The organism is Planotetraspora thailandica (assembly GCF_016863335.1).
Taxonomy (GTDB): domain Bacteria; phylum Actinomycetota; class Actinomycetes; order Streptosporangiales; family Streptosporangiaceae; genus Planotetraspora; species Planotetraspora thailandica.
Genome location: NZ_BOOR01000017.1, coordinates 158,775 through 180,196 on the forward strand (window position 1 = coordinate 158,775; position 21,422 = coordinate 180,196).

The following is a 21,422-nucleotide window of genomic DNA, read 5'->3' on the forward strand; positions in this document are numbered from 1 at the left end:
CTGTCATCATGACGACAGCGAAAATCACAACCGTTTTCATAATCAGATTGGATGACCTCTCGTGCGAGTGGCGTTCGTCGGCAAGGGCGGAAGCGGCAAGACCACGCTGTCATCGCTTTTCGCCAGATATGCGGCACAACGAGGCCAGGTCGTCGCGGTGGACGCCGACATCAACCAGCATCTCGGCCTCGTTTTGGGCGCCACCGCGTCCCCGCGCCCCCTCGGCTCCATGACCACCGAGATCAAGGACTACCTCCGCGGCGACAACCCTCTGATCAAGGACGCCGCGTCGATGGTCAAGACCACGCCGCCCGGTCGCGGATCCCGGCTGGTCCGCCTGGACGACCCCTTCTTCCCCTCGACCCAGGCCGAAGGCCTGTCACTCATGGTGACCGGGCCCTTCTCCGAAGACGATCTCGGCGTGGCCTGCTACCACTCCAAGGTCGGCGCGGTCGAGCTCTACCTCAACCACCTCGTCGACGGCCCCGGCGAATACGTGGTGGTCGACATGACCGCGGGCGCCGACTCCTTCGCCTCCGGCCTGTTCACGCGGTTCGATCTGACCTTCCTCGTCGCCGAACCCACCCGGCAGGGGGTGAGCGTGTATCGGCAGTACCAGGAGTACGCCGCCGACTTCGACGTCCCGATCGCGGTCGTCGGCAACAAGATCCAGTCACCGGACGACGTCCGCTTCCTCCGCGATCACGTCGGCGACGACCTGCTCACCTGGTTCGAGCACTCCCCCGCCGTCCGCGGCATGGAACAGGGCCGGCCGTTCACCCTCGCCGACCTCGAACCGGCCAACCGCCAAGCCCTCGGCACCCTGCTCGACCGGCTCGACGCCCAGCCCAAGGACTGGGAGAGGTTCGGCAGGCAGGCGGCCGAATTCCACCTGCGCAACGCGCACGCCTGGGCGAACAGAGCGACCGGCCAGGACCTCGCCGCCCAGATCGACCCCGGGTTCGTGTACGGCCCGGCCGTCGTCACTCCATGAACTTGTCGCTCCGGGGCCAGATGGAGGCGCCGCCGCCCCGATCTAGCGTCTCGTTTGTCCCATCCGCGAAGTTCCCTCGAGAGAAGAAGGTCTCATGTCTCTGACCGTTCCCAACGAGCTGCTCGACCAGGCCCGCACCGGCGAGGTGGACGACGCGGCGTTCCTGGCCTGCGTCCGCGACTCGCTCCCCTACGCCTGGGCGACGATCAGTGAACTGGCCGAGCGGCGCGACCGCGCGGGCGCCGAGTTCGCCGACAACCAGGTTCCCCCGCCGGACGAGGCCGCACGCGGCCAGCTGCTCCGATGCCTGGCGAGCGACGCCATGCGCGGCGCGATCGAACGGCACTTCGGCGTCCGGCTCGCGTTCCAGAACTGCCACCGGGTGGCGGTCTTCCACCCTGCCGCGACCGAGGCGTACGAGGACTTCGTGACGCCCCGCGCCCAGATCCTCAACCAGAAGCCCGAACTGGTCGACTGCTGATCCCGACAGGGGCCCGGGGCCGGTCGTTCACGGCCGCCCCGGGCCTGGTCTCGCTGTGACGCCCGTGAAGGAAGTCAGAGCGCGCGTAGCGCGGGGAGCACCTGCGCCCCCAGGCGGGCGATGTTCTCCAACGTCCCGGCGTGGGTCCCGCAGCCCTCGACCATGAGGATCAGGTGGCGTAACCCGGTCCGTGCGACCGTCCCCCGGATCGTTTCCACACAATGCTCAGGCGAACCCACCGGGTGAATCCGGCACAGCATGTCCACATATTTCGCGATATCGCGCTGAGGGGGCGGCCTGCCGTCCACCGGCCGGTAGCCGGCGAGCCCCGGGCCGAGCCACCGGGGCAGCGAGTCCTTCAACTCGTCGACCGCCTGGGCGGTCGAGTCGGCCACGTGGCCGACCACCGCCGCCACGTGGCCCTGCGCGTCCGGCTCCACGGACGCGTTTCCGCCGCGGGCCGACGCCCTGGCCCGGTAGTCGCCGAGCATGGCGGCCTTCTCCTCGTCGTCGATGTGCATGCCGAGGAGCATCGGCAGGCCGCGATCGGCCGCGAGGCGTACGCTGCCGGCCGACGTGCAGGCCACGGCGGGCGACATCCGTACGGCGGGAACGAAGGGCACCTCCCGGAAGCGGAAGAAGTCTCCGTCCGCGGACACCGAGTCGCCGCCGAGCGCCGCGCACAGCAGGTCGAGCGACTCGGCGAAACCCGACTCGAACCGGTCCAGGCCCGTGCCGAAGACCTCCAGGTCGACCCACGGCCCGCCCCTCCCGACGCCCAGGTGGAACCTGCCGCCCGAGACGTGGTGGAGGATCGCCGCCTGCTCGGCGAGCGCGACGGGGTGCCCGGTCGACAGGACGCTGACCGCCGTCCCCAGGCCGATCCGGGTCGTACGGCCGAGCGCCACGGCCGCCAGCGTGGTCGCCGACGGGCACACGCCGTACGACATGAAGTGATGCTCGGCGATCCACGCGTCGTCGAATCCGGCGCGCTCGGCGGCGACGACCGCCTCGACCGTGTTACTCAGCACCTCACCGGGAGCCATGCCGGGGAAGCCCGCGGCGATCAGGAAGACGCCAACACGCATGCCTCAATGCTGCCCGATCAACCGTGCGGACCCTCTGATTCGATCACCGGCAGCTTGGGTTCGATGGGCGAGGGCGTCACACGTCCACGTCGCCCGCCCATCCGTTCGCGCTACGGCGCGACCCTCACCAGCTTGCGGTTGAGGAATTCGCCGATGCCCAGTTCCGACAGTTCACGCCCGTATCCGGAGTTCTTGACCCCTCCGAAGGGCAGGCTCGGCGAGTCGGCGAAGCAGGAATTGATGTACACCATGCCGGACTCGATGCGGGTCGCCACCTGCTGGGCATGCTCGACGTCGGCATCGAAGACGTAGCCGCCCAGGCCGAACCTCGTGGCGTTGGCCAGCTGAATCGCTTCTTCCTCGTTGTCCACGACGTAGAAGGACAGCACTGGTCCGAAGGCCTCTTCCTGGTAGAGCGGGTTGTTCTCGCCGATGTCCGTGATGATCGTCGGTTCGAGATAGAACCCGGGGCGGTCGACGCGGTTGCCACCGTGAACGATTCGCGCTCCCGCAGCCTTTGCGTCCTCGATCAGCCGAAGCAGTCCCTCCAGGGCGCGTTCACTGGACAGGGGGCCGACAGAAGTGGCCTCGTCCTTCGGGTCACCCACCTTGATCGCGGCAAAGCGCTCCTTCAGGGCGGCCAGCATCTCCTCGCCCCGTTCCCTGCCGACCACGATCACGCGCTTGATGTTGACGCAGCCCTGCCCCGAGTTGTAGGTGCGTCCCATCACCACTTGCTCGACCGCATGCTCCAAAGGGGCGCCTTCCAGGATCAGAGCAGGGTCGCTGCCGCCCAGTTCCAGGACCACCTTCTTGAGGTTGCGGCCGGCGCGTTCCGCAACCGAGGTCCCCGCCCTCTCGCTGCCGGTCAAGGTGACGCCGCGCACGCGGAAGTCGTCGACCAGCTTGGCGATCTGCTCGATGCCGCAGAAGAGATTCGTGTAAGCCCCTTCCGGCGCTCCCGCCTCCTCGAACAGCCGAGCGAAGGCCAGAGCGCACTGCGGCACGCTCTCTGCGTGCTTCATCAGGACCACGTTGCCCGCCACCAACTGGGACGCGGCCACACGGGCCAGCTGATAGTAAGGGAAATTCCACGGCTCGATCGCCAGGATGACGCCGATGGGTTCGGCGATCAGCTTTGCGCCGGGCTCGCCCGGCAGCGACTGCTCCGCGAGGAATTTCTCCCCGTGCTCGGCGTAATAGTCCAGAATATCGGCTACAAGATCGACTTCGAAGTAGCCGAAGCGGGTGACCTTCCCCATCTCCAGGGTCAGGTATTCCACGTACTCATCCCGATTCTCACGCAGGATATGAGCGGCACGACTGACGATTCGAGCCCGTTCCGCAACCGGCCTGAACTTCCAGTCTTCGCGGTAGAGCCTGTCCGCGGTTTCCAGTGCCGCAAATACTTCTTCATCCGACTGCAGCGGGAACTCTTTCACGAATTCGCCGGTGGCCGGGTTGATCGTACGAAAGCCCATGGTCTGCTCCTCATTCTGGCGTTTCGAATTGATGCCGGGTGAGATCGAGCCTCTCAGCGCCGCGATCTCCTCGACGCGCGCGTCACTTCGCGTCGCCGTCGAACCTCGCTCGGTTCGGGTTCGGTTCGACCCAGTCCTGGGCTCGACGCCACCACACCTCGGCGGCCGGCTTCAGCCCCGAGGGGTCATCAAGGGTTCCGGCCTTGACAATCATGAGATCGGGCCGTTCGTGAAGAATCGTGAAGATCGGAGTACCGCAATCGGTGCAGAAAAGCCTGTCCCGCAGGTTGCCGTTTTCGACTCCGACTGTTTGGTAGGACTTGGGCGTTCCCTTGATTTCCAGAGAATCACGCGCCACCAGAACGTTTACTGAGAACGCCCCACCGCTGTTTCGCTGGCAATGAGCGCAGTGGCAAAGGACGACGGTCTCGGGCTCTGCGTCGAATCGGTAGCTGATCGAGCCGCACAGGCAGTGTCCGGTTCGCACCCTGGAGCCAGGCGCCAAATCGATATTGCTCATTTCAGGATCTCCCTTATTCGGTCCGCTGGGTTGTCCGTGCGGCTGCGGCGATCAGGAAGATCACTGGTGCCCATGCGATCGAGGCGGCTGCTCAGGCCGGCAGAAGACCGCCGATGAAACCGCCGAACGCAATGGAGGCCAGGCCAGGGGCTTGCAAGCCGTCGCTCAGGACACATCGAGCGTGCTTCGGGCGCGCGGTGTTAGCCAGACACCCGCTTCGCCTACGTCTCGTGTGGCTACCACTGGCAGGGGCAGGCGCCCAGCCCAAGCGGCATCAGGTGAGGCCCGCGGTGCTCGAGCTGCTGACGGCGATGGAAGGCGTGCCGGCACATGTATGGGGCCGCCGCACCGATGTGCTTGCGTGGAACCAGACTGCCTCCGCCGTCTTCGGAGACTGGGCCGCCCGTGCCCCGCAGGAGCGGAACTGGGCCGGCGGCGCGGTCACGGGTCGCTGATCATCTCGGGTACGGCGCGCACCACCAGGAGAACTCTCGCGACGCTGGCCGCCAGCGCAGGCACGAGCAATACGGAAGGTCCTGCCGGCAGCATGACGACCGTCGCCAGCAGAGTGGTGTCGAGGACGGCAACGCCGGTCGCGCCGGCCAGTGCGGCCAGCCGTACGGTGCGGTAGTGGTGCCGTTCCCGGACGGCGACGATCAGCATGAGTACGGCGAGACCGAGCACGAGGCCGACCGCCAGGCGCAATGGTGGCGATATCGGCCAGGTCCACCAGTGGCCGGCGATGAGGGCGGCCGCCCAGCTCAGACCGACGACCGGCCCGGCGAGCAGCAGTCGTACGGCGATCCCCCTGCCGGGAGAGGCCCGGACAAAGGCGGCCGTCACCGTGTCCGCATCGCCGAAGTCCGCGATCGCGGCGTGGGCGGCCGCCTCCGCGTCGCCGAGCCGCTCCAGCTGATCTTCGTAGGACTCGATGAGGCCGTCGCGGAGTTCTTCGACGACGGAGGCGGGGAGCGACCTGGCGAGTGCCTGGAGGTGGCCCTCTATCAGCTCGTGGCAGGCCATGGCGCACCCCGCAGGGCGGTGGAGACGACCGCGGCGAACTCCTGCCAGTTGTCGCGCGCGCCCTTGAGGGAGCGCCGTCCGTCCTCCGTCAGCTCGTACGTTCGTCGCCTGCGGCCGGCCACCACCACCCAGCTTCCACTGATCAAGCCGGCCTGTTCCAGCCGGTGCAGCGCCGGGTAGACGGTTCCCGTCGGCAGGTCGAGCTTGCCGTCAGTGGCATCACGCAGGGCTTCCTTCACCGCGTAACCGTGCCGCGGTCCGTCTTCCAGAGCGGCGAGCAGCAGTCCGTCGAGGTGCCCTTTGAGCGCTTCGGCTCTCATAGGTAGCAACGCTATACCTACTCTTCCCACGGCCCAAGAGCCGGAGTAGCGTCGCTATAGGTAGCAACGCTACGTATAGGAGGGCCCATGGGCGACATTGAGATCTTGGGCATTCCGATCCCCGACGCGGGACCGGTGTTCCTGACGGCGCTGACGATCCATGTCGCGGCCGGGCTCACCTGCGTGACGTGCGGCGCGGTGGCCGCCCTGACGCGGAAGGGAGGCCGCCCGCATCGGCGGTTCGGCCGCGCCTACTTCTGGAGCCTGCTTGTCGTCTTCGTCACACTGACCGTCATGTCGGCGATCCGCTGGCGCGAGAACGTCCACCTGTTCGCGATCGGCATTCTCGCCTTCACCGCGGCCCTGGCCGGCTACCTCAACCGCCGGCGACGGCCCCGCTTCCACGCCGGCGGGATGGGGCTCTCCTTCGTGGCGATGGTGACCGGCTTCTACGTGGACAACGGCCCACACCTGCCGCTGTGGAACCGGCTTCCCGAGGTGGCGTACTGGGTATTGCCCGGTCTCGTCGGCCTTCCCCTTATCGCACGCGCAATGAGGCGGAGCCCCGCGCGAGCAGAAGGCGATCAACAAGAAGCGACCCAAGGCGCTTAGGTATTTCCGGCCGATCTCCGCTCCGCGGCGTCCTCGGTTTCAGAGCGCCGGCTTCGCACGGTCCCAGCCAGTTGTACAGTTTACCTGCACAGGTAAACTGTACAATCTGATTCCAGGGATGACCATGAGTGGAGATCGTGGGCCGTCGCCTTCAGCCGTCCGCGCCTCGCAGGAGATCCGGGCCGTCATCGGGCGCTTGCGGCGCCGCATCCGCGCCGCCACAGGCACAGAGGGCATCAGCCTCACCCAGGCATCGGTACTGGCCCGCCTCATGGACAACGAGGGGCTCACGACCAGCGACCTCGCCGCCGTCGAGGGCATGCGGCACCAGTCGATGGCGGCCACGGTCACCGCTCTGGCCGACCTGGGTCTAGTCGAACGGCGCCGCGACCCCGGCGACGGTCGCCGCCTGCTGATCGCGCTCACCGCCGAGGGGCGCCGACGGGCCGAGGAGGGCAGGCAGGCCCGCGGCGAATGGCTCGCCGCCGAACTGCAGAAGAAGTGCACCGAAGAAGAACGGCAGACCGTGATCGCGGCCATGGCCGTACTGGAGCGACTCGTCCATGACTGACCAGATATGACTGACCAGACAACCGCCGCACGCGGCGACACCAGGAAGGCAGGCTTCGACCGCCGCCTCATCCCCCCGATGATGCTGGGCTCGGTCCTGAACCCGATCAACTCCACCATCATCGCCGTCGCGCTCATCCCCATCGGCGCCGCGTTCGGGGCCCCGCCGTCGCAGACCGCCTGGCTGGTCTCGGCCCTCTACCTGGCCACCGCCCTCGGACAGCCGATCGTCGGCCGGCTGATCGACATCTTCGGCCCCCGCCGCCTCTTCCTCCTCAGCACCAGCCTCGTCGGCGTCGCCGGCATCGTCGGCACCCTTGCCCCCGACCTCGGGGTCCTGATCGCAGCACGAGTCCTGCTCGGCTTCGGAACATGCGCCGGCTACCCCGCCGCCATGGCACTGCTGCGCAGCGAGGCCGAGCGGACCGGCCAGGACAGCCCCGCGGGCGTGCTGACCACTCTGGCGGTCGCCAACCAGACCATCGCCGTGGTCGGCCCCCTACTGGGCGGCCTGCTGATCGGGCTGGGCGGATGGCGCTCCACCTTCGCCCTCAACATCCCCCTGGCCGCGGTCGCGGTCACCCTCGGCGCGCTGCGATTGCCCAAACAGCCGAGCACCGGCAGGGCGGCCCGGGGCAGGCCGGCTGCACAGATCGACCTGCCAGGCATGGGCCTGTTCGCTGCCATGCTGGTCTCGCTGCTGCTGTTCCTGATGAACCTGCACGTCAGTACCTGGTACCTGCCGGTGATCACGGTCGCCGCCGGAGCCGGCTTCACCGTGTGGGAGCTGCGCACGAAGACGCCGTTCATCGACCTCAGGGTGCTCGGCGGCAACGTGCCGCTGCTGGCCACCTACGCACGGGCACTGGTGGCCTACGTCGTCTCCTACGCCTTCCTCTACGGGTTCACCCAGTGGACGGAGGAGGGTTACGGGCTCTCGCCCTTCCACGCCGGACTGGTGCAGATCCCGATGTTCCTCGTGGGGATAGCCGTCTCGGTCACCGTCGGCCGGCACAGCGGGGTCTTCGGAAAGCTCCTGCTCGGCGCCGTCGGCCAGATCGCCGCCTGCGCACTGATGCTGACGCTCACCGCGGGCAGCCCCCTGTGGGCGCTGGTCGTCCTCGCCGTGGTCTTCGGCGTACCGCAGGGCTCCAACAGCCTGGCCCTGCAGAACTCGGTGTACTTCCAGGCCGACCCCCAGCGCACCGGATCCTCCGCCGGCCTGCTGCGGACCTTCGCCTACCTGGGCTCGATGATCGCCTCTTCTGCCACCGCCGCGTCCTTCGGGCAGCGCGCCGACACCGCCGGAATGCACCACCTCGCCTGGATCATGCTCGGCGCCGGAGTCCTGTACCTCCTCATCACCGTCTTCGACCGGAGCCTGCGACGCCTCTCGGCGACCACGGCGTGAACCGGCGGATGCCGCGCCGGCCGGCCGGCGACCACAGCGATCCGCACGAATATGGGATCACTCTTGCCATATCAGGACACAATCCCGCATCATGCCTGGTGGGTTTCCGGCCGTACCGAGATGGCCGGACCCGAGGGGACCGGGGCTCCAGTGCCGAGAGGAAGGGAGCGGACCGCTACCCGGCAGCACGTCTCGAGGAGACCGCGATGTCGCATCGCTCCGCGTCCCGAGAAGCCGGCATCGGTTCGGAGTCTCCGAACCTCGCCTTCGCGGGCACGACGCCGTACGAGGACTACGTCCAAGCCGACGTCCTCACCCACCTCCAGCACCCCCTCTCCGACGACCCCGGTGAGATGGTGTTCCTGGTCACCACCCAGGTCATGGAGTTGTGGTTCACCGTGATCGTCCACGAGTGGGAGACCGCCTGCCGCGCGCTGCGCGAGGACCGGCTGCCCGTCGCGATGGACGCACTCAAACGAAGCGTGCGCGAACTGGAGGCGCTGAACGCCTCCTGGCGGCCCCTGTCACAGCTCACCCCCGCCGAGTTCAACGCGTACCGGTCCGCGCTCGGCGAGGGCTCCGGCTTCCAGTCCGCGATGTACCGGCGGATGGAGTTCCTGCTCGGCGAGAAGTCGTCGTCCATGCTGGTGCCGCACCGAGGCGCGCCGCGCATCCACGCGGAACTGGAGAAGGCGCTGCGCGAGCCGGGCCTGTACGACGAGGTGCTGCATCTCCTCGCACGGCGCGGTCACGCCGTACCACGAGCCGTGCTGGAAAGGGATCTGTCGCAGCGGTACGAGCCTTCGGCCGAGGTCGAGGCGGCATGGACGGAGATCTACTCCGGTGACCGGGACTCCGACCTGGTACGGCTCGGCGAGGCGCTGACGGACGTCGGCGAACTGGTATGGCGCTGGCGCAACGACCATCTCGTGGCGACCCGGCGCGCCATGGGCGCAAAGGCCGGGACCGGCGGCTCGGCGGGTGTGGCCTGGCTGGAGAGACGGGCCGCGAAGAACGTGTTCCCCGAGTTGTGGACGGCGCGCAGCCATGTCTGATCACGTACATCTCATGAACCTCCCGGAGAAGGCCCGCAAACTCGACGAAGCGGATGAGCTGCGCGGCAAGCGCGCCGCGTTCGTCCTCGACGACGACACCGTCTACCTGGACGGCAACTCGCTGGGCGCGCTGCCCACCACCGTGCCCGGCCGGATGGCCGACGTCGTGGCCAGGGAGTGGGGGCGGCTGCGCATCAGGTCCTGGACGGAGTCCGGCTGGTGGACGGCGCCCGAACGGATCGGTGACCGTATCGCCCCGCTGGTCGGCGCGGCCCCCGGCCAGATCGTGGTCGGCGACTCCACCAGCGTGAACGTCTTCAAGGCGCTGGTGGGCGCGGTGCGGATGGCCGGCGCGGAACGCGACGAGATCGTCGTCGACGCGACCACGTTCCCCACGGACGGCTACATCGCGGAGTCCGCCGCGCGCATGACGGGCCGCCGTCTGGTCGCCGTCGAACCGCGCGAACTCCGGAGCGCCCTCGGGCCTCGTACCGCCGTCGCCCTCGTCAACCACGTCGACTACCGCAGCGGGCGGCTGCACGACCTGCCCGGTGTGACGGCCTCGGCGCACGCCGCGGGCGCCCTGGTGGTGTGGGACCTGTGCCACAGCGCGGGCGCGCTGCCGGTGGGGCTCGACGCGCACGGCGTCGACCTCGCGGTCGGTTGCACCTACAAGTACCTCAACGGAGGTCCCGGCTCCCCCGCCTTCCTGTACGTGCGCCGAGACCTGCAGGCCGGCTTCGATTCGCCACTTCCCGGATGGAACTCGCACCGGGACCCCTTCGGCATGTCGCCGCGGTACGAGGCCGCGGACGGTGCGCCGCGCGGCCGGGTGGGCACCCCCGACATCCTCTCGATGCTCGCGCTGGAAGCGGCGCTCGAGGTGTGGGACGAGGTGCCGATCGAGGCCGTACGGGACAAGAGCCTGGCCCTGACCGACTTCTTCCTGGAGTGCGTCGCGGCGTACGTGCCCGCGGGACGAGTGGAGTCGATCACCCCCGCCCGGCATGAGGAGCGGGGTAGCCAGGTCGCGCTCCGCCGCGCCGACGCGGGTGAGGTGATGGGCTCGCTGATCGCCCGCGGGGTCGTCGGCGATTTCCGGCAGCCCGATGTGCTGCGCTTCGGCTTCACGCCGCTGTACGTGTCGTTCGCGGACGTGGAGCGGGCGGCGCGGGTGCTGGCAGAGGTGATCTCAACCCGTTGACCGGCGTGCGGTTCGCACCCCCTGGCGAAGGAGGAATCGCGTACATGACCGGAGCACCTGCGGTATCCACGGACGCTGAGGCACGAGACGGCGCAGAGCAGGAGTCGGCCTTCTCCCATCCCTTCGTGGAACCGGACGCCACCGCCTCCTACGGCGGCCACGCCGATCAGGTCGTCGATTTCTACGCGCCCCGCATGGCTCCCGGTGAGGCGAAGGCGCCCCTAGTCGTCGTCCTGCATGGAGGCGCCTGGCGTGCCGCCTACGACAGGCGGCACGTCGCGCCCTTCGCGGCCTTCCTCGCACGCCGTGCTTTCGCGGTCGCCTCGGTCGAATACCGGCGGGGCGGCGCCGAGCCGGGTGCGGCGGGACGCTGGCCGCAGACCTTCGACGACGTGGCCGCCGCCATGGACGCACTGCCCCGCCTCGTGGCGGACGTTCTCCCTCAGGCGGACTCGCGCCGCGCGGTCGTGGTGGGGCATTCGGCCGGCGGGCACCTCGCGCTGTGGGCGGCGGCCCGCCACAGGCTGCCGGAGGGGTCGCCCTGGTGGCGCCCCCGGCCGTCCGTCGCGGGAGTCGTCGCGCTCGCGCCGATCGCCGACTTCATCAAGGCCGGCGAACTGTCCGTCTGCTCCGACGCCGCGCTCCAGTTACTCGGCGGGCCCGAACGGTTCGAGGAGCGGCGCCCGTCGGCGGATCCGGTGGCGCTGCTGCCCACCGGCGTCCCCACCACTGTCGTCCAGGGCGACGCCGACATCGTCGTCCCGGCCGAGGTCGCCGAATCCTTCGTACGCGCGGCCGCCGAGGTGGGCGAGACGGTTCGCCTCATCCAGGTGGCCGATGCCGGGCACTTCCCGCTGATCGATCCAGCGGCGGACGCCTGCGCCCTGGTCGCGGAGGAGATCACGCGCCTGGTGACGGTCGTCGGCTGACCACCGCTGGGCGGGGCGGGGCGGTGAAGCAGCCTCACCGTGTTCGGCTCAGTCCACGTTCCCCCACTTCATTTCCGGCCCCGGAGGCCACCGCTGTCCAAAATCAAATAACGTGGGAGATTCCAGATCTCGCACAGCTTCACGCCAGGCCGGGCGCCCCAGCAACCACAAAACCTGCGAACTCCCTACTTGACAGCAGGTAGAGCAGTCAACGACCTAGCACAGCTCAATGCCGACGGGGTGGCCCAGGACTTCAATTGTTGCGGGACGTCTCTGCCGGGCGACAAGGTTTCGCGTTGTGCCTGGCCGTCGGTGCACTGCGCACCGGCCTGAGCGTCGAGCAGGCCGCCGATCAGATCTACGCACTGACCTCGATCGAGTTGTTCGAGCGGCTGACCGAGGTCTGCGGCTGGACCATGCGCGACTGGCAGGACTGGCTGCCCCGGATCCTCAGCGAGACCCTTCTCGAACCGACCCGCCACGCAGGCCGCTGAACTCAAGGAACGGCCCGGCTCACGAATTCAGATTTACGCCTGTTTCAGCGGCTGTTCATGGAAAACAATCAGATCGTCCTGCGGTGGCTACAATGCAGCCATGAAGGCTGCGTTCCGCACCAGGTACGGCCCGCCGGAAGTGGTCACGGTCGCAGAAGTGGAGAAGCCTTCGCCCAAGGACGGCGAACTTCTCGTCAAAGTCCACGCGACGACGGTTAATCGCACCGATTGCGCGCTGAGGGCGGCCAAGCCGTTCATCTGGCGATTCTTCACCGGCCTGATCAGGCCGAAAGTGACGATTCTCGGAACCGAGTTCGCCGGAGAGGTCGAGGCGGTGGGCGCCGGTGTCACGTCCTTCACCGTCGGCGACAGGGTGTTCGGCTACAACGACGCCGGATTCGGGGCCCACGCCCAATACATGACGGTCGCGGATGACGGAACCCTCGCGACGATGCCGGAAGGACTGACCTTCGAGGAGGCCGCCCCGAGCACGGAGGGGTCGCACTACGCCCTCTCGGTGATCAGGGCGGCGAAGATCGAGCGCGGCCACGACGTCCTGGTCTACGGCGCGACCGGGGCCATCGGCTCGGCGGCGGTCCAGATCCTGAAGAGCGTCGGCGCCGGCGTCACCGCGGTCTGCGGCACGAAGGACGTGGAACTCGTCAGGAGCCTGGGCGCCGACAAGGTCGTCGACTACATGACCGAAGACTTCACGAGGGACGAGAGGAAATACGACTTCGTCATCGACGCCGTCGGCAAGAGCACGTTCTGGCGATGCAGGCGGCTGCTGAAACCGCGTGGAGTCTTTATCGTGGGTGACCTGGGCCCGTGGTCCCAGAATCCGATCCTGGCGCTCGCCACTCCGCTGCTCGGCGGAAAGAAGGTCAAGTTCCCTCTGCCGAAACACGATTCGGCGACGGCACGGTATTTCAAGGAACTGATCGAGTCCGGGCGGTTCAAGCCGGTCATCGACAGGCGGTACGCATTGGACGAGATCCTCGAAGCCCACCGGTACGTCGAGACGGGCCAGAAAACGGGAAACGTCGTGATCAGCATCGAGCATTCGAGCTGACCCCTTCCAAGGAGGACCGTCCCTCCAGGGTGCGGCCGGAAAGGGCCGGGGTCATGACGGCGTCCAGCACTCTGCGCGTCAGGGGCATCTCGGGACGGATCCGTCAAGCGTGTGGCTGGACTGACACGCTTGCCGAGCAGGGGTTCGTCGGCCGCCGTCTCGGCTGATCCTTTAGCGACGCCCGGCAAGGCGATTTCGGCCTTTGTGGGCATTTCTACGAAATCCCGAAGCCGTGACACCGTGCGCTACTCTCGTGTGCCTGATCAACGCTGAATCCTTTGCCGGCTTGACTGCGCAGAATCAGCCTGCAGTGAGACGCCTCATACAGCCAAGGGCGAAACGGGCGATTATAGCGCAGAGGCAAGACCTGTTGATGACTCATCACTGTCAGTCCTTACACCCTCAGTTCCAAACGCCCTCAGTTCCAACCGAACAGATTCTTCTCTCTCAATCCCTTCCACACTGATGTGGGCACGAGGAATTCCGCTTCGGCCGCTTGGGCAGGGCCGGTCGTTTTCACATGCCGCTCCCCCAGCGCCTCGTTGTGCTGATCACTACTCGCTCATTGACAAGACAGCGCCCTGGTGATGCCGGTGGCGAGGACCAAGGCCGCCATGACAGCCGACCGGGCCGACTCCCACGGAGCTCGGTGAACATCAAGGTCTGCCGTTCGCCAGCTGCCCTTGCTGACCTCCGCCTTCGGCGCACCAGCGGCGGTGCTGGGCGCGGACCTTTACACTCAAGTCCACACAAGGCACCGCTAGGCTTTCGACGGGCTACAGCGGGTGGGGAGGCTGGCCTTGGATCGCACGGGAACGAACCTGCCCGCCGTCGGTGAGTACAACCAGACGGTCATTCTTGATGCCATCCGCCGACGCCCCGAGGGGATCACCCGGTCCGAGCTCGCCGCCCTGACCGCCCTCAGCGGGATGACGGTGACGAAGGTCTGCCGTCGCCTTCTCGATGCCGGTCTCGTCGACGAGCACGGCACGCGCGCGAGCGGCCCCGGCAAGCCGGCGGCGGTCGTCAAACTGAACCCGGACGGCGGTTTCGCGATCGGGGTCCACATCGATCCCGCAGCGGTGACCTACGTGCTCGTCGACCTGTCCGGCACCGTTCGCGATCACTCGCGCACCGGCACACCGACCGCGGGAGACCCGAGCGCGGTCATCGACGAGATGGCGAACGCGATCAAGGCGCTCATCGCGAATTCCGGCGTCGACAGCTCCCGCATCCTCGGCATCGGCATCGCGTCGCCCGGCCCGGTGAACGTCGACGACGGCGTGCTCTTGAACCTGCCGACGATGCCCAACTGGCATCGGGTGGCCTTACGGCGCGCGCTCGCCGAGGCGACCGGCCTGCCCGTGCTGCTGGAGAAGGATGCGACGGCCGCGGTCGTCGCCGAGCTGTGGTTCGCGGGTCCCGGCAGCAGCCGCGACTTCGCGTTCATGTACTACGGCACCGGTCTCGGCACCGGCCTGTCGTTGTCGGGCGAGGTCGTTCGCGGGATCAGCTCCAATGCGGGCGACGCGGGCCACATCACCGTCGATCCCGACGGCCCGGTGTGCACCTGCGGCCGGCGCGGCTGCGTCGGGTACATCACCGTTCCGCGAGCGCTCGTCGAACGCGCGGTGCTCGACGGAGTACTCTCGGTGGCCGAGGCCGGCAACCTCGACGACATGGTCGACGTGGATGCGGCGTTCAGCAGGCTGGCGGCCCTCGCCGCGACCGGGAACCCCGAGGCGAGCGCGATTCTCACCGATGCCGCTCGATCTCTGGCGCGCGCGATCGTCGTGATCGTGAACCTTCTCGACATCGACGAGGTCATCTTCGGCGGGCCGTTCTGGGCGCGCATCTCCCCGGCGATCCTCGACGCGCTGCCGGATGCGGTGCGCAGCGATCCCGCCCTGATTCCGCCGCATCCCATCCGGTTCGCCCAGTCCGCGATCCCCGTCGACGTGGCCGCCGTCGGCGCCGCGACGCTGGTCCTGGACAACATCTTCTCGCCCCGGCCGTCCGCCCTGCTTCTCGCCGCGGACTGACCACACCGTACTTTGTCCTCACAAAGCCCTTGCGGGCAATTTGAAAACATGATTTGCTAACCCGCCATGGCGCTCGGCGCGTGAACCGACACCGTTGCGTCCTGTCCTCCAACCAGAAGGCATCCCCCCTGCCTGAGGTGTCAACGTCGACCCGTCTAGCGCCCGGCGCCAGACGATCTGGAAGGAAATATGAGCAACACAGTCACGCGCATCCGCGTCGCGGGTGCCGTCGTCGCCGCGGCAGCCGGCATTGTCGGGCTCGCCGCGTGTTCGTCGCCCGCTCCGTCGGGCAACGCGTCCGCGGCCTCCCCCTGTGAGCCCGCGAAGGGCAAGGTCACCCTCCAGTACTGGAACACCGTTCCGGGCATGGACCAGGTCGTCGCCCTGTGGAACAAGAACAACCCGAACATCCAGGTCGAGATCAAGAACATCTCCAACGACCAGTACGGCACCATCGGCAACGCCCTCAAGGCGGGCAAGGCGCCGGAGCTCGCTCAGGTCGGTTACGACGAGCTCCCCAACCTTCGCTCCCAGGACGCCTTCGTCGACGCCTCGGCCTGCGCGGACGCCACCGCGGCCCAATCGAAGTTCGTGCCGTGGACCTGGTCGCAGACCAGCTTCGGCGGCACCGGCGTGTTCGCCTTCCCGCAGGACACCGGCCCGATGGCCCTCTACGTGCGCAGCGACCTCTTCAAGAAGTACAACCTCGAGATCCCCAAGACCTGGGACGAGTACGCGACGGACGCGCAGAAGCTGCACGACGCGGACCCCAACCTCAGCATCACGTTCTTCGACCCGAACAACGCCGAGTGGTTCAACGGGCTCCTCTGGCAGAACAACGCCGAGATGTACAGCTACGCCGGCGACAAGTGGCACGTCACCGTCGAATCCGACCAGAGCAAGCAGGTCGCCGAGTTCTGGCAGAAGCTGATCGACGCCAAGCTCGTCCGCACCGACCTCGCCCACGGTTCGACCCCGATGTACGCCGCGTACCAGAAGAACCAGATCGCCACCTACGTCGGCGCCGCCTGGGGCTACAGCATGTTCCGTGACAACCTGCCCGACCAGTCCGGCAAGTGGACGATCGTCCCGATGCCGACGTGGGGCTCGAACCCCGCATCCGGCGACTGGGGCGGATCCACCGTCGCGTTCATGAAGGGCAACACGCACCTGTACGAGTCGGTCAAGTTCAACAGCTGGCTGAACACCGACCCGGAAGCCCTCGCGCTGGAGAACAAGCTGGGCGGCCTCTACCCGGCGGCCACCGCCGGTGCGTCGCTCCCCGCGCTCGCGGAGGGCGTCCCGTACTACAACAACGAGAAGATCTTCGACGTCTTCGCCGAGTCGTCCAAGAACATCGACACCAGCTTCGCGTGGGGTCCCACTCAGAAGACGGTGAACCTGGCGCTTCAGGATGCGATGGCCAAGGCGGCAGCCGGTAACGGCAAGGTCGCCGACGCGCTCGCGGCCGCCCAGGCGTCCGCGCTGAAGTCGATGCAGGATCAGGCGATCCCTGCTGTGGCGGGCAACTGACCGCAGCATGACTGACATCGCAACCCGCGCGACCCGCGTGGTCCCGGCGACCGGAGGCCGCCGCCGTCAGAACGGCGGCGGCCCTCGGGCGGGCGTCATCGTCGCGTTCGTGATCCCGTTCTTTCTCCCGTTCGTGCTGTTCTACCTGGTGCCGATCGCCTACGCGGTCTGGCAGAGCTTCCTGGTAGTACGCCGCACCGGCGGCCAGTACGGCACGTCGTACACGACCTTCGGCGGTTTCGAGCAGTACGTGCAGGTGTTTCAGAACACCGAGTTCTGGGCCAGCATCGGGCGCATCGGACTGTTCGGCATCGTGCAGGTGCCAGTCATGCTGTTCGTCGCGCTGATCATGGCGCTGCTGCTCGACACTCCCCTGCTGAAGCTCAAGTCGTTCTTCCGGATCGCGGCGTTCATGCCGTACGCCGTGCCCGGCGTCATCGCCGCGATCATGTGGTCGTTCCTCTACTCGCCGCAGCTCAGCCCCGTCGTCGATCTGTTGAAGGCCATCGGCCTCCAGCCCGACTTCCTCGGCCCGGGCGCCGTGTTGTGGTCGGCGGCGAACGTGTCCACCTGGCTCTGGACCGGCTACAACATGCTGATCATGTTCTCGGCCCTGCAGGCGATTCCGCAGGAGCTCTACGAAGCCGCCAAGCTCGACGGTGCGAGCAACTGGGCGATCGCATGGAAGATCAAGGTCCCGATCATCGCCCCGTCGATCATCCTCACCACGGTGTTCTCGATCATCGGCACGCTGCAGCTCTACGCCGAGCCGGCCGTACTGCGCCAGATCTCCTCGAACATCTCGAGCACGTTCACACCGAACATGCTCGCGTACGCGGTGGCCTCGGGAAACAACTACCAGCAGGCAGCGGCGATCTCCGTGGTCATCGCCATCATCACCTTCGTCTTGAGCTTCGGGTTCATGCGACTGACCTCGAAGAGGGCCGGACTGTGAACAACCAGACCCCGCTCCGCGAAAACCGTGTCAGCCGTACGGCCGCCATGGCTCTGATGTTCCTCCTGGCGATCTACTTCCTGCTGCCGATCTACTTCCTGCTCGTCGCGGCGACGAAACCGCAGGGCGACCTCGCCTCCACCTTCGGGCTGGCGTTCTCGCACTTCGACCTGTTCAAGAATTTGAGCACCCTGTTCGGCCGCAGCGACGGCATCTTCGCGCGGTGGGCTCTGAACAGCGTGATCTACGCAGTGCTGGGCGCGGCCGTCGGAACCCTGATCTCCGCGCTGTGCGGCTACGCGCTCGCCAAGTTCAAGTTCCGGGGCCGCGAGTTCCTGTTCTCCGTCATCCTCGGCGGCGTCCTCGTTCCCACCACCGCGCTCGCGCTCCCGCTGTTCCTTCTGTTCTCGGCGACCGGGATCGTCAACACCTACCTCGCGGTGTTCCTGCCCAGCATCGTCAGCCCGTTCGGCGTCTACCTCGCCCGCATCTTCACCGCCGCCGCCGTCCCCGAGGAGATCCTCGAGTCGGCGCGCCTGGACGGCGCCGGCGAGTTCCGCACGTTCTTCACGGTGGCGCTCCGGCTGATGACGCCGTCGCTGGTGACCATCTTCCTGTTCCAGTTCGTCGGAATCTGGAACAACTTCTTCCTGCCGATGGTGATGCTGCAGAAGGAGTCGCTCTTCCCGATCACACTCGGCCTCTACGAGTGGAACGGTCAGACCGCCCGTGTCTCGCTCCTCCAGGAATCCGTGATCACCGGCGCGCTGGTCTCGATCGTGCCCGTGATCATCGTGTTCATCCTGCTCCAGCGTTTCTGGCGCACCGGGCTCGCCGCCGGCTCGATCAAGTAATCCGCACCCCCCGTGCTCCTGTCACTCCACCACTAGAAGGTTCCACTCCTTATGCAGAACCCCGCCGTCTTCGTGCCCCATTTCCATTGGGACCGGGAATGGTATGAGCCTTTCCAGGTGTTCCGGCACCGGCTTGTCGCCGCACTCGACACCGTGCTGGAGACGGCCGAGGCGAACGCGGACTTCCGGTTCACCGTCGACGGGCAGATGGCCGCGATCGAGGACTACCTGGAGATGCGGCCGGAGAACCGCGATCGAGTCGCGGCCCTGGTCGCCGGCGGCCGGCTCGCCATCGGGCCGTGGCTCATCCTGCTCGACGAGTTCCTCTGCTCCGGCGAGACCATCGTGCGCAACCTGCAGATGGGATGGGCGGCCGCGGCGGACCTCGGCGGATCGATGTCCATCGGCTACCTGCCGGACATGTTCGGCCACGTCGCGCAGATGCCGCAGATCCTGGCACGCGCCGGAATCGAGCATGCGGCGCTGTGGCGCGGTGTTCCCGGCTCCGTCGACGGTCATGCCTTCCGCTGGCGCGCTCCCGACGGCTCCGAAGTGCGCACCGAGTTCCTCTTCGACGGCTACGACAACGGCCTCGACGTCCTGCTGGTGCCCGACCAGATCGGGCGCGCGCTCGGCGAGTACGCGGAGATGACGGCCGAGCGGTGGGGGAACGACCCGGTGCTGGCGATGGCCGGCACCGACCACAACGCGCCCGACCCGCAACTCGCGACCTGGCTGCGGCGCGCGTCCAGCGACGAGCGCGCCATCACCATCGCGACGCTCGACGAGTACATCCGGGGGCACGTGCGCGACGAGGTCTCCGCGGTCGTCACCGGTGAGCTGCGCAGCCATGTGCGCGGCAACATCCTCCCGGGCGTGCTCTCCGTACGGCTCCGGCTCAAGCAGCGCATGGCGGTCGCCGAGCGCACCGTCGACCACGCCGAGCGGGTGAACGCCCTGTGGTCCGGGCGCGACGACTCGCCGTTCCTCTCGCTGGCGTGGCACAAGATCATCGAGTCTTCCGCGCACGACTCGGTCGTCGGCTCCGGCACCGACGAGACCGCCGAACAGGTCGAAGCGCGTCTCGCCGAAGCCGCGCACGCCGCGCGGGCGGTCCGGGACGCGGCCCTCGCCGAGCCCGCCGCCCTGGTGCCGAGCGACGGCTACCTGGTCGCCAACCCGCTGCCGTTCCCGCGCACGGCATTGGTCGAGGTGGACGTCGTGGCCCCGCCCGAGGGAACCGTTCTGCTCGCGACCGTCGCCGACGGCTCGACGCGTCCCGTGCAGCTGACCTCGAAGGCCCCGACCGTGCTCAGCGACGAGCGCATGGACGCCTCGCAGCTCGAACGAGTTCTGCGCCGCATCCACCGCCGCGAGCTCTTCGGCCGTCTGATCGACCACTACGAACTCACCCCGGGATCGCTGGTCTTCCACCTCGCCGAGGTGCCGACCAGCGGGCCGTTCGACCTGCTGATCCTGCGCCGGGAGGTCGCCGCCGCGGCCGCCGCGCACCCGGGTGAGTGGCGGGTGCTGACGCTGGAGGAGGCTCGCGCGACCGCACTCGTGCCCGTGGACGTCCCCGCCTCCGGGCTGGCGAGTTTCCGGGTCGAACCGCGTGACCAGGCCGCCGCGCCGTCGACGACGTTCGCACCCACGACGGCGACGAGCAGCCTGCTTTCGAACGGAATGGTCGAGGTCGCGATCGCCGAGGACGGGACTCTGGACGTGACCGGGGCCGACGGCACCGTGCTGCACGGAGTCGGCCGCCTCGTCGACGGCGGCGACCGCGGCGACAGTTACAACTATGCTCCGCCGGCACAGGATGTGCTCGTGTCGGAGCCGGCGCAGGTCGCCGTCGAACTCCTCGAGGACGGCCCGCTACGTTCGAGGATGCGGGTCACCCGCGTGTACGAATGGCCTGCCGCGCTGTCCTCCGACCGCGACCTGCGCAGCGGCCAGACGATGCCGACCCCGGTGGAGACCCTCGTGGAGGTGCGCGCGGGCGAGCCGTTCGTGCGCGTCTCCACGTCGTTCCTGAACCAGTCCGCCGACCACCGGCTGCGTTTCCACGTGCCGCTGCCCGAGCCGGCGGCCGTGTCCGCATCCGCCGGGCAGTTCTCCGTCACCGAGCGTGGGCTCACCGCCGAGGGCGGCTGGGGCGAATACCCGATCCCGACCTTTCCTGCGAGCTCGTTCGTGTCGGCCGGAGCCGCCAACGTGCTGCTCGACCACGCCACCGAGTACGAACTCGTCGGTGAAGGCTCCGAACTCGCCATCACGCTGCTGCGCGCGATCGGCTCGATCAGCGTCAACATCCACCCTTTGCGTGACGAGCCCGCGGCGTCCGAGATCCCGGCGCCGGGCGCGCAGGATCTCGGCGTGCGCATCGAGAACCGTTTCGCCGTCGTGCCCTCGGCGACCGGCTGGCAGGGCGCGGACGCGGTCGCTCTCGCCGAAGACTTCCGCAACGACGTGCTGGTCGCTCGCGGGACCGCGCCCGCCGGAGGTCACCTGCCGCCCGACGCGACCGGCGTGCAGGTCGACGGTGCGGACGTCTTCGTCTCCAGCATCCGCCGCGTCGCCGACGAGGATCGCGGTGCCGGCATCGAGGTGCGACTGGTCGCGATGAGCGGCACGGGATCGACCGCCCGCGTCACCGGCGCGTTCACGGAGGCCACCACGGTCGACCTGCTCGGCAGGCCGCTCTCCGCGATGCCGGTCGAGGACGGACTCGAACTCGCGCTCGGCCCGTGGGAGATCCGAACGGTCGTGCTCCGGTAGACG

At 67.9% G+C, this 21,422-nt stretch carries 21 protein-coding genes; 16 read left to right on the forward strand and 5 right to left on the reverse strand.

Going from position 1 to position 21,422, the window contains the following annotated elements; translation table 11 throughout:
* The first annotated feature begins 61 nt into the window (after window positions 1-61).
* On the forward strand, window positions 62-994 hold the full coding sequence (locus tag Pth03_RS13890; protein ID WP_203944644.1) for an ATP-binding protein: 933 nt from the start codon (window positions 62-64) through the stop codon (window positions 992-994).
* A 94-nt stretch (window positions 995-1,088) separates the two neighbouring features.
* A complete protein-coding gene (locus tag Pth03_RS13895) occupies window positions 1,089-1,475 on the forward strand; it encodes an SCO5389 family protein (protein WP_203944645.1) in 387 nt (128 codons plus the stop codon).
* Window positions 1,476-1,549: 74 nt separating this feature from the next.
* On the opposite strand, the gene Pth03_RS13900 is transcribed toward Pth03_RS13895, so the two are convergent.
* The 3 genes from Pth03_RS13900 to Pth03_RS13910 all read right to left on the reverse strand — a co-directional run bounded on the left by Pth03_RS13900 (window position 1,550) and on the right by Pth03_RS13910 (window position 4,564).
* A complete protein-coding gene (locus Pth03_RS13900; RefSeq protein ID WP_203944646.1) occupies window positions 1,550-2,563 on the reverse strand; it encodes an LLM class flavin-dependent oxidoreductase in 1,014 nt (337 codons plus the stop codon).
* A 110-nt stretch (window positions 2,564-2,673) separates the two neighbouring features.
* Window positions 2,674-4,044, reverse strand: coding sequence for an NAD-dependent succinate-semialdehyde dehydrogenase (locus Pth03_RS13905; protein ID WP_203944647.1), 1,371 nt, complete (start codon window positions 4,042-4,044; stop codon window positions 2,674-2,676).
* An 82-nt stretch (window positions 4,045-4,126) separates the two neighbouring features.
* Entirely contained in the window at window positions 4,127-4,564 is a 438-nt protein-coding gene (locus Pth03_RS13910) for a GFA family protein (protein WP_203944648.1), read from the reverse strand.
* Between the two features lie 230 nt (window positions 4,565-4,794).
* Between Pth03_RS13910 and Pth03_RS13915 the strand changes: the two genes are divergently transcribed.
* Window positions 4,795-5,019 (forward strand): MmyB family transcriptional regulator, encoded by a 225-nt coding sequence (locus tag Pth03_RS13915; RefSeq protein WP_203944649.1) that lies wholly within the window; start codon window positions 4,795-4,797, stop codon window positions 5,017-5,019.
* Here the strand turns inward: Pth03_RS13915 and Pth03_RS13920 are convergent.
* The gene (locus Pth03_RS13920) at window positions 5,006-5,587 is read right to left on the reverse strand and encodes a hypothetical protein (protein WP_203944650.1); all 582 of its coding nucleotides are present in this window, start codon (window positions 5,585-5,587) and stop codon (window positions 5,006-5,008) included. The genes Pth03_RS13915 and Pth03_RS13920 overlap by 14 nt on opposite strands.
* Window positions 5,569-5,907, reverse strand: coding sequence for a PadR family transcriptional regulator (locus Pth03_RS13925; protein WP_203944651.1), 339 nt, complete (start codon window positions 5,905-5,907; stop codon window positions 5,569-5,571). The genes Pth03_RS13920 and Pth03_RS13925 overlap by 19 nt, the downstream gene beginning before the upstream one ends.
* Window positions 5,908-5,994: 87 nt before the next feature.
* Between Pth03_RS13925 and Pth03_RS13930 the strand changes: the two genes are divergently transcribed.
* From Pth03_RS13930 to Pth03_RS13990, 13 genes are all read left to right on the forward strand, one after another.
* Window positions 5,995-6,519: a DUF2306 domain-containing protein gene (locus Pth03_RS13930; protein WP_203944652.1), complete on the forward strand. Its 525-nt coding sequence runs from the start codon at window positions 5,995-5,997 to the stop codon at window positions 6,517-6,519.
* 124 nt (window positions 6,520-6,643) lie between these two features.
* A complete protein-coding gene (locus Pth03_RS13935) occupies window positions 6,644-7,090 on the forward strand; it encodes a MarR family winged helix-turn-helix transcriptional regulator (RefSeq protein ID WP_203944653.1) in 447 nt (148 codons plus the stop codon).
* Window positions 7,091-7,096: 6 nt separating this feature from the next.
* A complete protein-coding gene (locus tag Pth03_RS13940; RefSeq protein ID WP_203944654.1) occupies window positions 7,097-8,500 on the forward strand; it encodes an MFS transporter in 1,404 nt (467 codons plus the stop codon).
* A gap of 206 nt (window positions 8,501-8,706) precedes the next feature.
* Entirely contained in the window at window positions 8,707-9,555 is an 849-nt protein-coding gene (locus tag Pth03_RS13945; protein WP_203944655.1) for a tryptophan 2,3-dioxygenase family protein, read from the forward strand.
* A 13-nt stretch (window positions 9,556-9,568) separates the two neighbouring features.
* The gene (gene kynU / locus Pth03_RS13950) at window positions 9,569-10,759 is read left to right on the forward strand and encodes a kynureninase (RefSeq protein ID WP_203944656.1); all 1,191 of its coding nucleotides are present in this window, start codon (window positions 9,569-9,571) and stop codon (window positions 10,757-10,759) included.
* Window positions 10,760-10,803: 44 nt separating this feature from the next.
* Window positions 10,804-11,688 carry an alpha/beta hydrolase family protein gene (locus tag Pth03_RS13955; protein ID WP_203944657.1) on the forward strand — a complete coding sequence of 295 codons (885 nt, stop codon included), beginning with the start codon at window positions 10,804-10,806 and terminating at the stop codon, window positions 11,686-11,688.
* Between the two features lie 260 nt (window positions 11,689-11,948).
* Window positions 11,949-12,182, forward strand: a complete 234-nt coding sequence (locus Pth03_RS13960) for a hypothetical protein (protein ID WP_203944658.1) — start codon at window positions 11,949-11,951, stop codon at window positions 12,180-12,182.
* 100 nt (window positions 12,183-12,282) lie between these two features.
* The gene (locus tag Pth03_RS13965; protein WP_203944659.1) at window positions 12,283-13,254 is read left to right on the forward strand and encodes an NAD(P)-dependent alcohol dehydrogenase; all 972 of its coding nucleotides are present in this window, start codon (window positions 12,283-12,285) and stop codon (window positions 13,252-13,254) included.
* An 800-nt stretch (window positions 13,255-14,054) separates the two neighbouring features.
* Window positions 14,055-15,296 (forward strand): ROK family transcriptional regulator, encoded by a 1,242-nt coding sequence (locus Pth03_RS13970; RefSeq protein ID WP_203944660.1) that lies wholly within the window; start codon window positions 14,055-14,057, stop codon window positions 15,294-15,296.
* Between the two features lie 189 nt (window positions 15,297-15,485).
* Window positions 15,486-16,829, forward strand: coding sequence for an ABC transporter substrate-binding protein (locus tag Pth03_RS13975; protein ID WP_203944661.1), 1,344 nt, complete (start codon window positions 15,486-15,488; stop codon window positions 16,827-16,829).
* 7 nt (window positions 16,830-16,836) lie between these two features.
* Complete coding sequence (locus tag Pth03_RS13980; protein ID WP_203944662.1) at window positions 16,837-17,784, forward strand: carbohydrate ABC transporter permease; 948 nt, start codon at window positions 16,837-16,839, stop codon at window positions 17,782-17,784.
* A complete protein-coding gene (locus Pth03_RS13985) occupies window positions 17,781-18,638 on the forward strand; it encodes a carbohydrate ABC transporter permease (RefSeq protein WP_203944663.1) in 858 nt (285 codons plus the stop codon). Before Pth03_RS13980 ends, Pth03_RS13985 begins: the two co-directional genes overlap by 4 nt.
* A 51-nt stretch (window positions 18,639-18,689) precedes the next feature.
* Complete coding sequence (locus tag Pth03_RS13990; RefSeq protein WP_203944664.1) at window positions 18,690-21,419, forward strand: glycoside hydrolase family 38 N-terminal domain-containing protein; 2,730 nt, start codon at window positions 18,690-18,692, stop codon at window positions 21,417-21,419.
* Window positions 21,420-21,422: the final 3 nt, after the last annotated feature.

What these genes read in the sequence shown, in the direction of transcription:
- Pth03_RS13895 (WP_203944645.1), top strand. Translation starts at nt 1,089, where the DNA reads ATGTCTCTGACCGTTCCCAACGAGCTGCTCGACCAGGCCCGCACCGGC.
- Pth03_RS13900 (WP_203944646.1), bottom strand. Translation starts at nt 2,563, where the DNA reads ATGCGTGTTGGCGTCTTCCTGATCGCCGCGGGCTTCCCCGGCATGGCT.
- Pth03_RS13905 (WP_203944647.1), bottom strand. Translation starts at nt 4,044, where the DNA reads ATGGGCTTTCGTACGATCAACCCGGCCACCGGCGAATTCGTGAAAGAG.
- Pth03_RS13910 (WP_203944648.1), bottom strand. Translation starts at nt 4,564, where the DNA reads ATGAGCAATATCGATTTGGCGCCTGGCTCCAGGGTGCGAACCGGACAC.
- Pth03_RS13920 (WP_203944650.1), bottom strand. Translation starts at nt 5,587, where the DNA reads ATGGCCTGCCACGAGCTGATAGAGGGCCACCTCCAGGCACTCGCCAGG.
- Pth03_RS13925 (WP_203944651.1), bottom strand. Translation starts at nt 5,907, where the DNA reads ATGAGAGCCGAAGCGCTCAAAGGGCACCTCGACGGACTGCTGCTCGCC.
- Pth03_RS13930 (WP_203944652.1), top strand. Translation starts at nt 5,995, where the DNA reads ATGGGCGACATTGAGATCTTGGGCATTCCGATCCCCGACGCGGGACCG.
- Pth03_RS13935 (WP_203944653.1), top strand. Translation starts at nt 6,644, where the DNA reads ATGAGTGGAGATCGTGGGCCGTCGCCTTCAGCCGTCCGCGCCTCGCAG.
- Pth03_RS13940 (WP_203944654.1), top strand. Translation starts at nt 7,097, where the DNA reads ATGACTGACCAGACAACCGCCGCACGCGGCGACACCAGGAAGGCAGGC.
- Pth03_RS13945 (WP_203944655.1), top strand. Translation starts at nt 8,707, where the DNA reads ATGTCGCATCGCTCCGCGTCCCGAGAAGCCGGCATCGGTTCGGAGTCT.
- kynU (WP_203944656.1), top strand. Translation starts at nt 9,569, where the DNA reads ATGAACCTCCCGGAGAAGGCCCGCAAACTCGACGAAGCGGATGAGCTG.
- Pth03_RS13955 (WP_203944657.1), top strand. Translation starts at nt 10,804, where the DNA reads ATGACCGGAGCACCTGCGGTATCCACGGACGCTGAGGCACGAGACGGC.
- Pth03_RS13965 (WP_203944659.1), top strand. Translation starts at nt 12,283, where the DNA reads ATGAAGGCTGCGTTCCGCACCAGGTACGGCCCGCCGGAAGTGGTCACG.
- Pth03_RS13975 (WP_203944661.1), top strand. Translation starts at nt 15,486, where the DNA reads ATGAGCAACACAGTCACGCGCATCCGCGTCGCGGGTGCCGTCGTCGCC.
- Pth03_RS13980 (WP_203944662.1), top strand. Translation starts at nt 16,837, where the DNA reads ATGACTGACATCGCAACCCGCGCGACCCGCGTGGTCCCGGCGACCGGA.
- Pth03_RS13990 (WP_203944664.1), top strand. Translation starts at nt 18,690, where the DNA reads ATGCAGAACCCCGCCGTCTTCGTGCCCCATTTCCATTGGGACCGGGAA.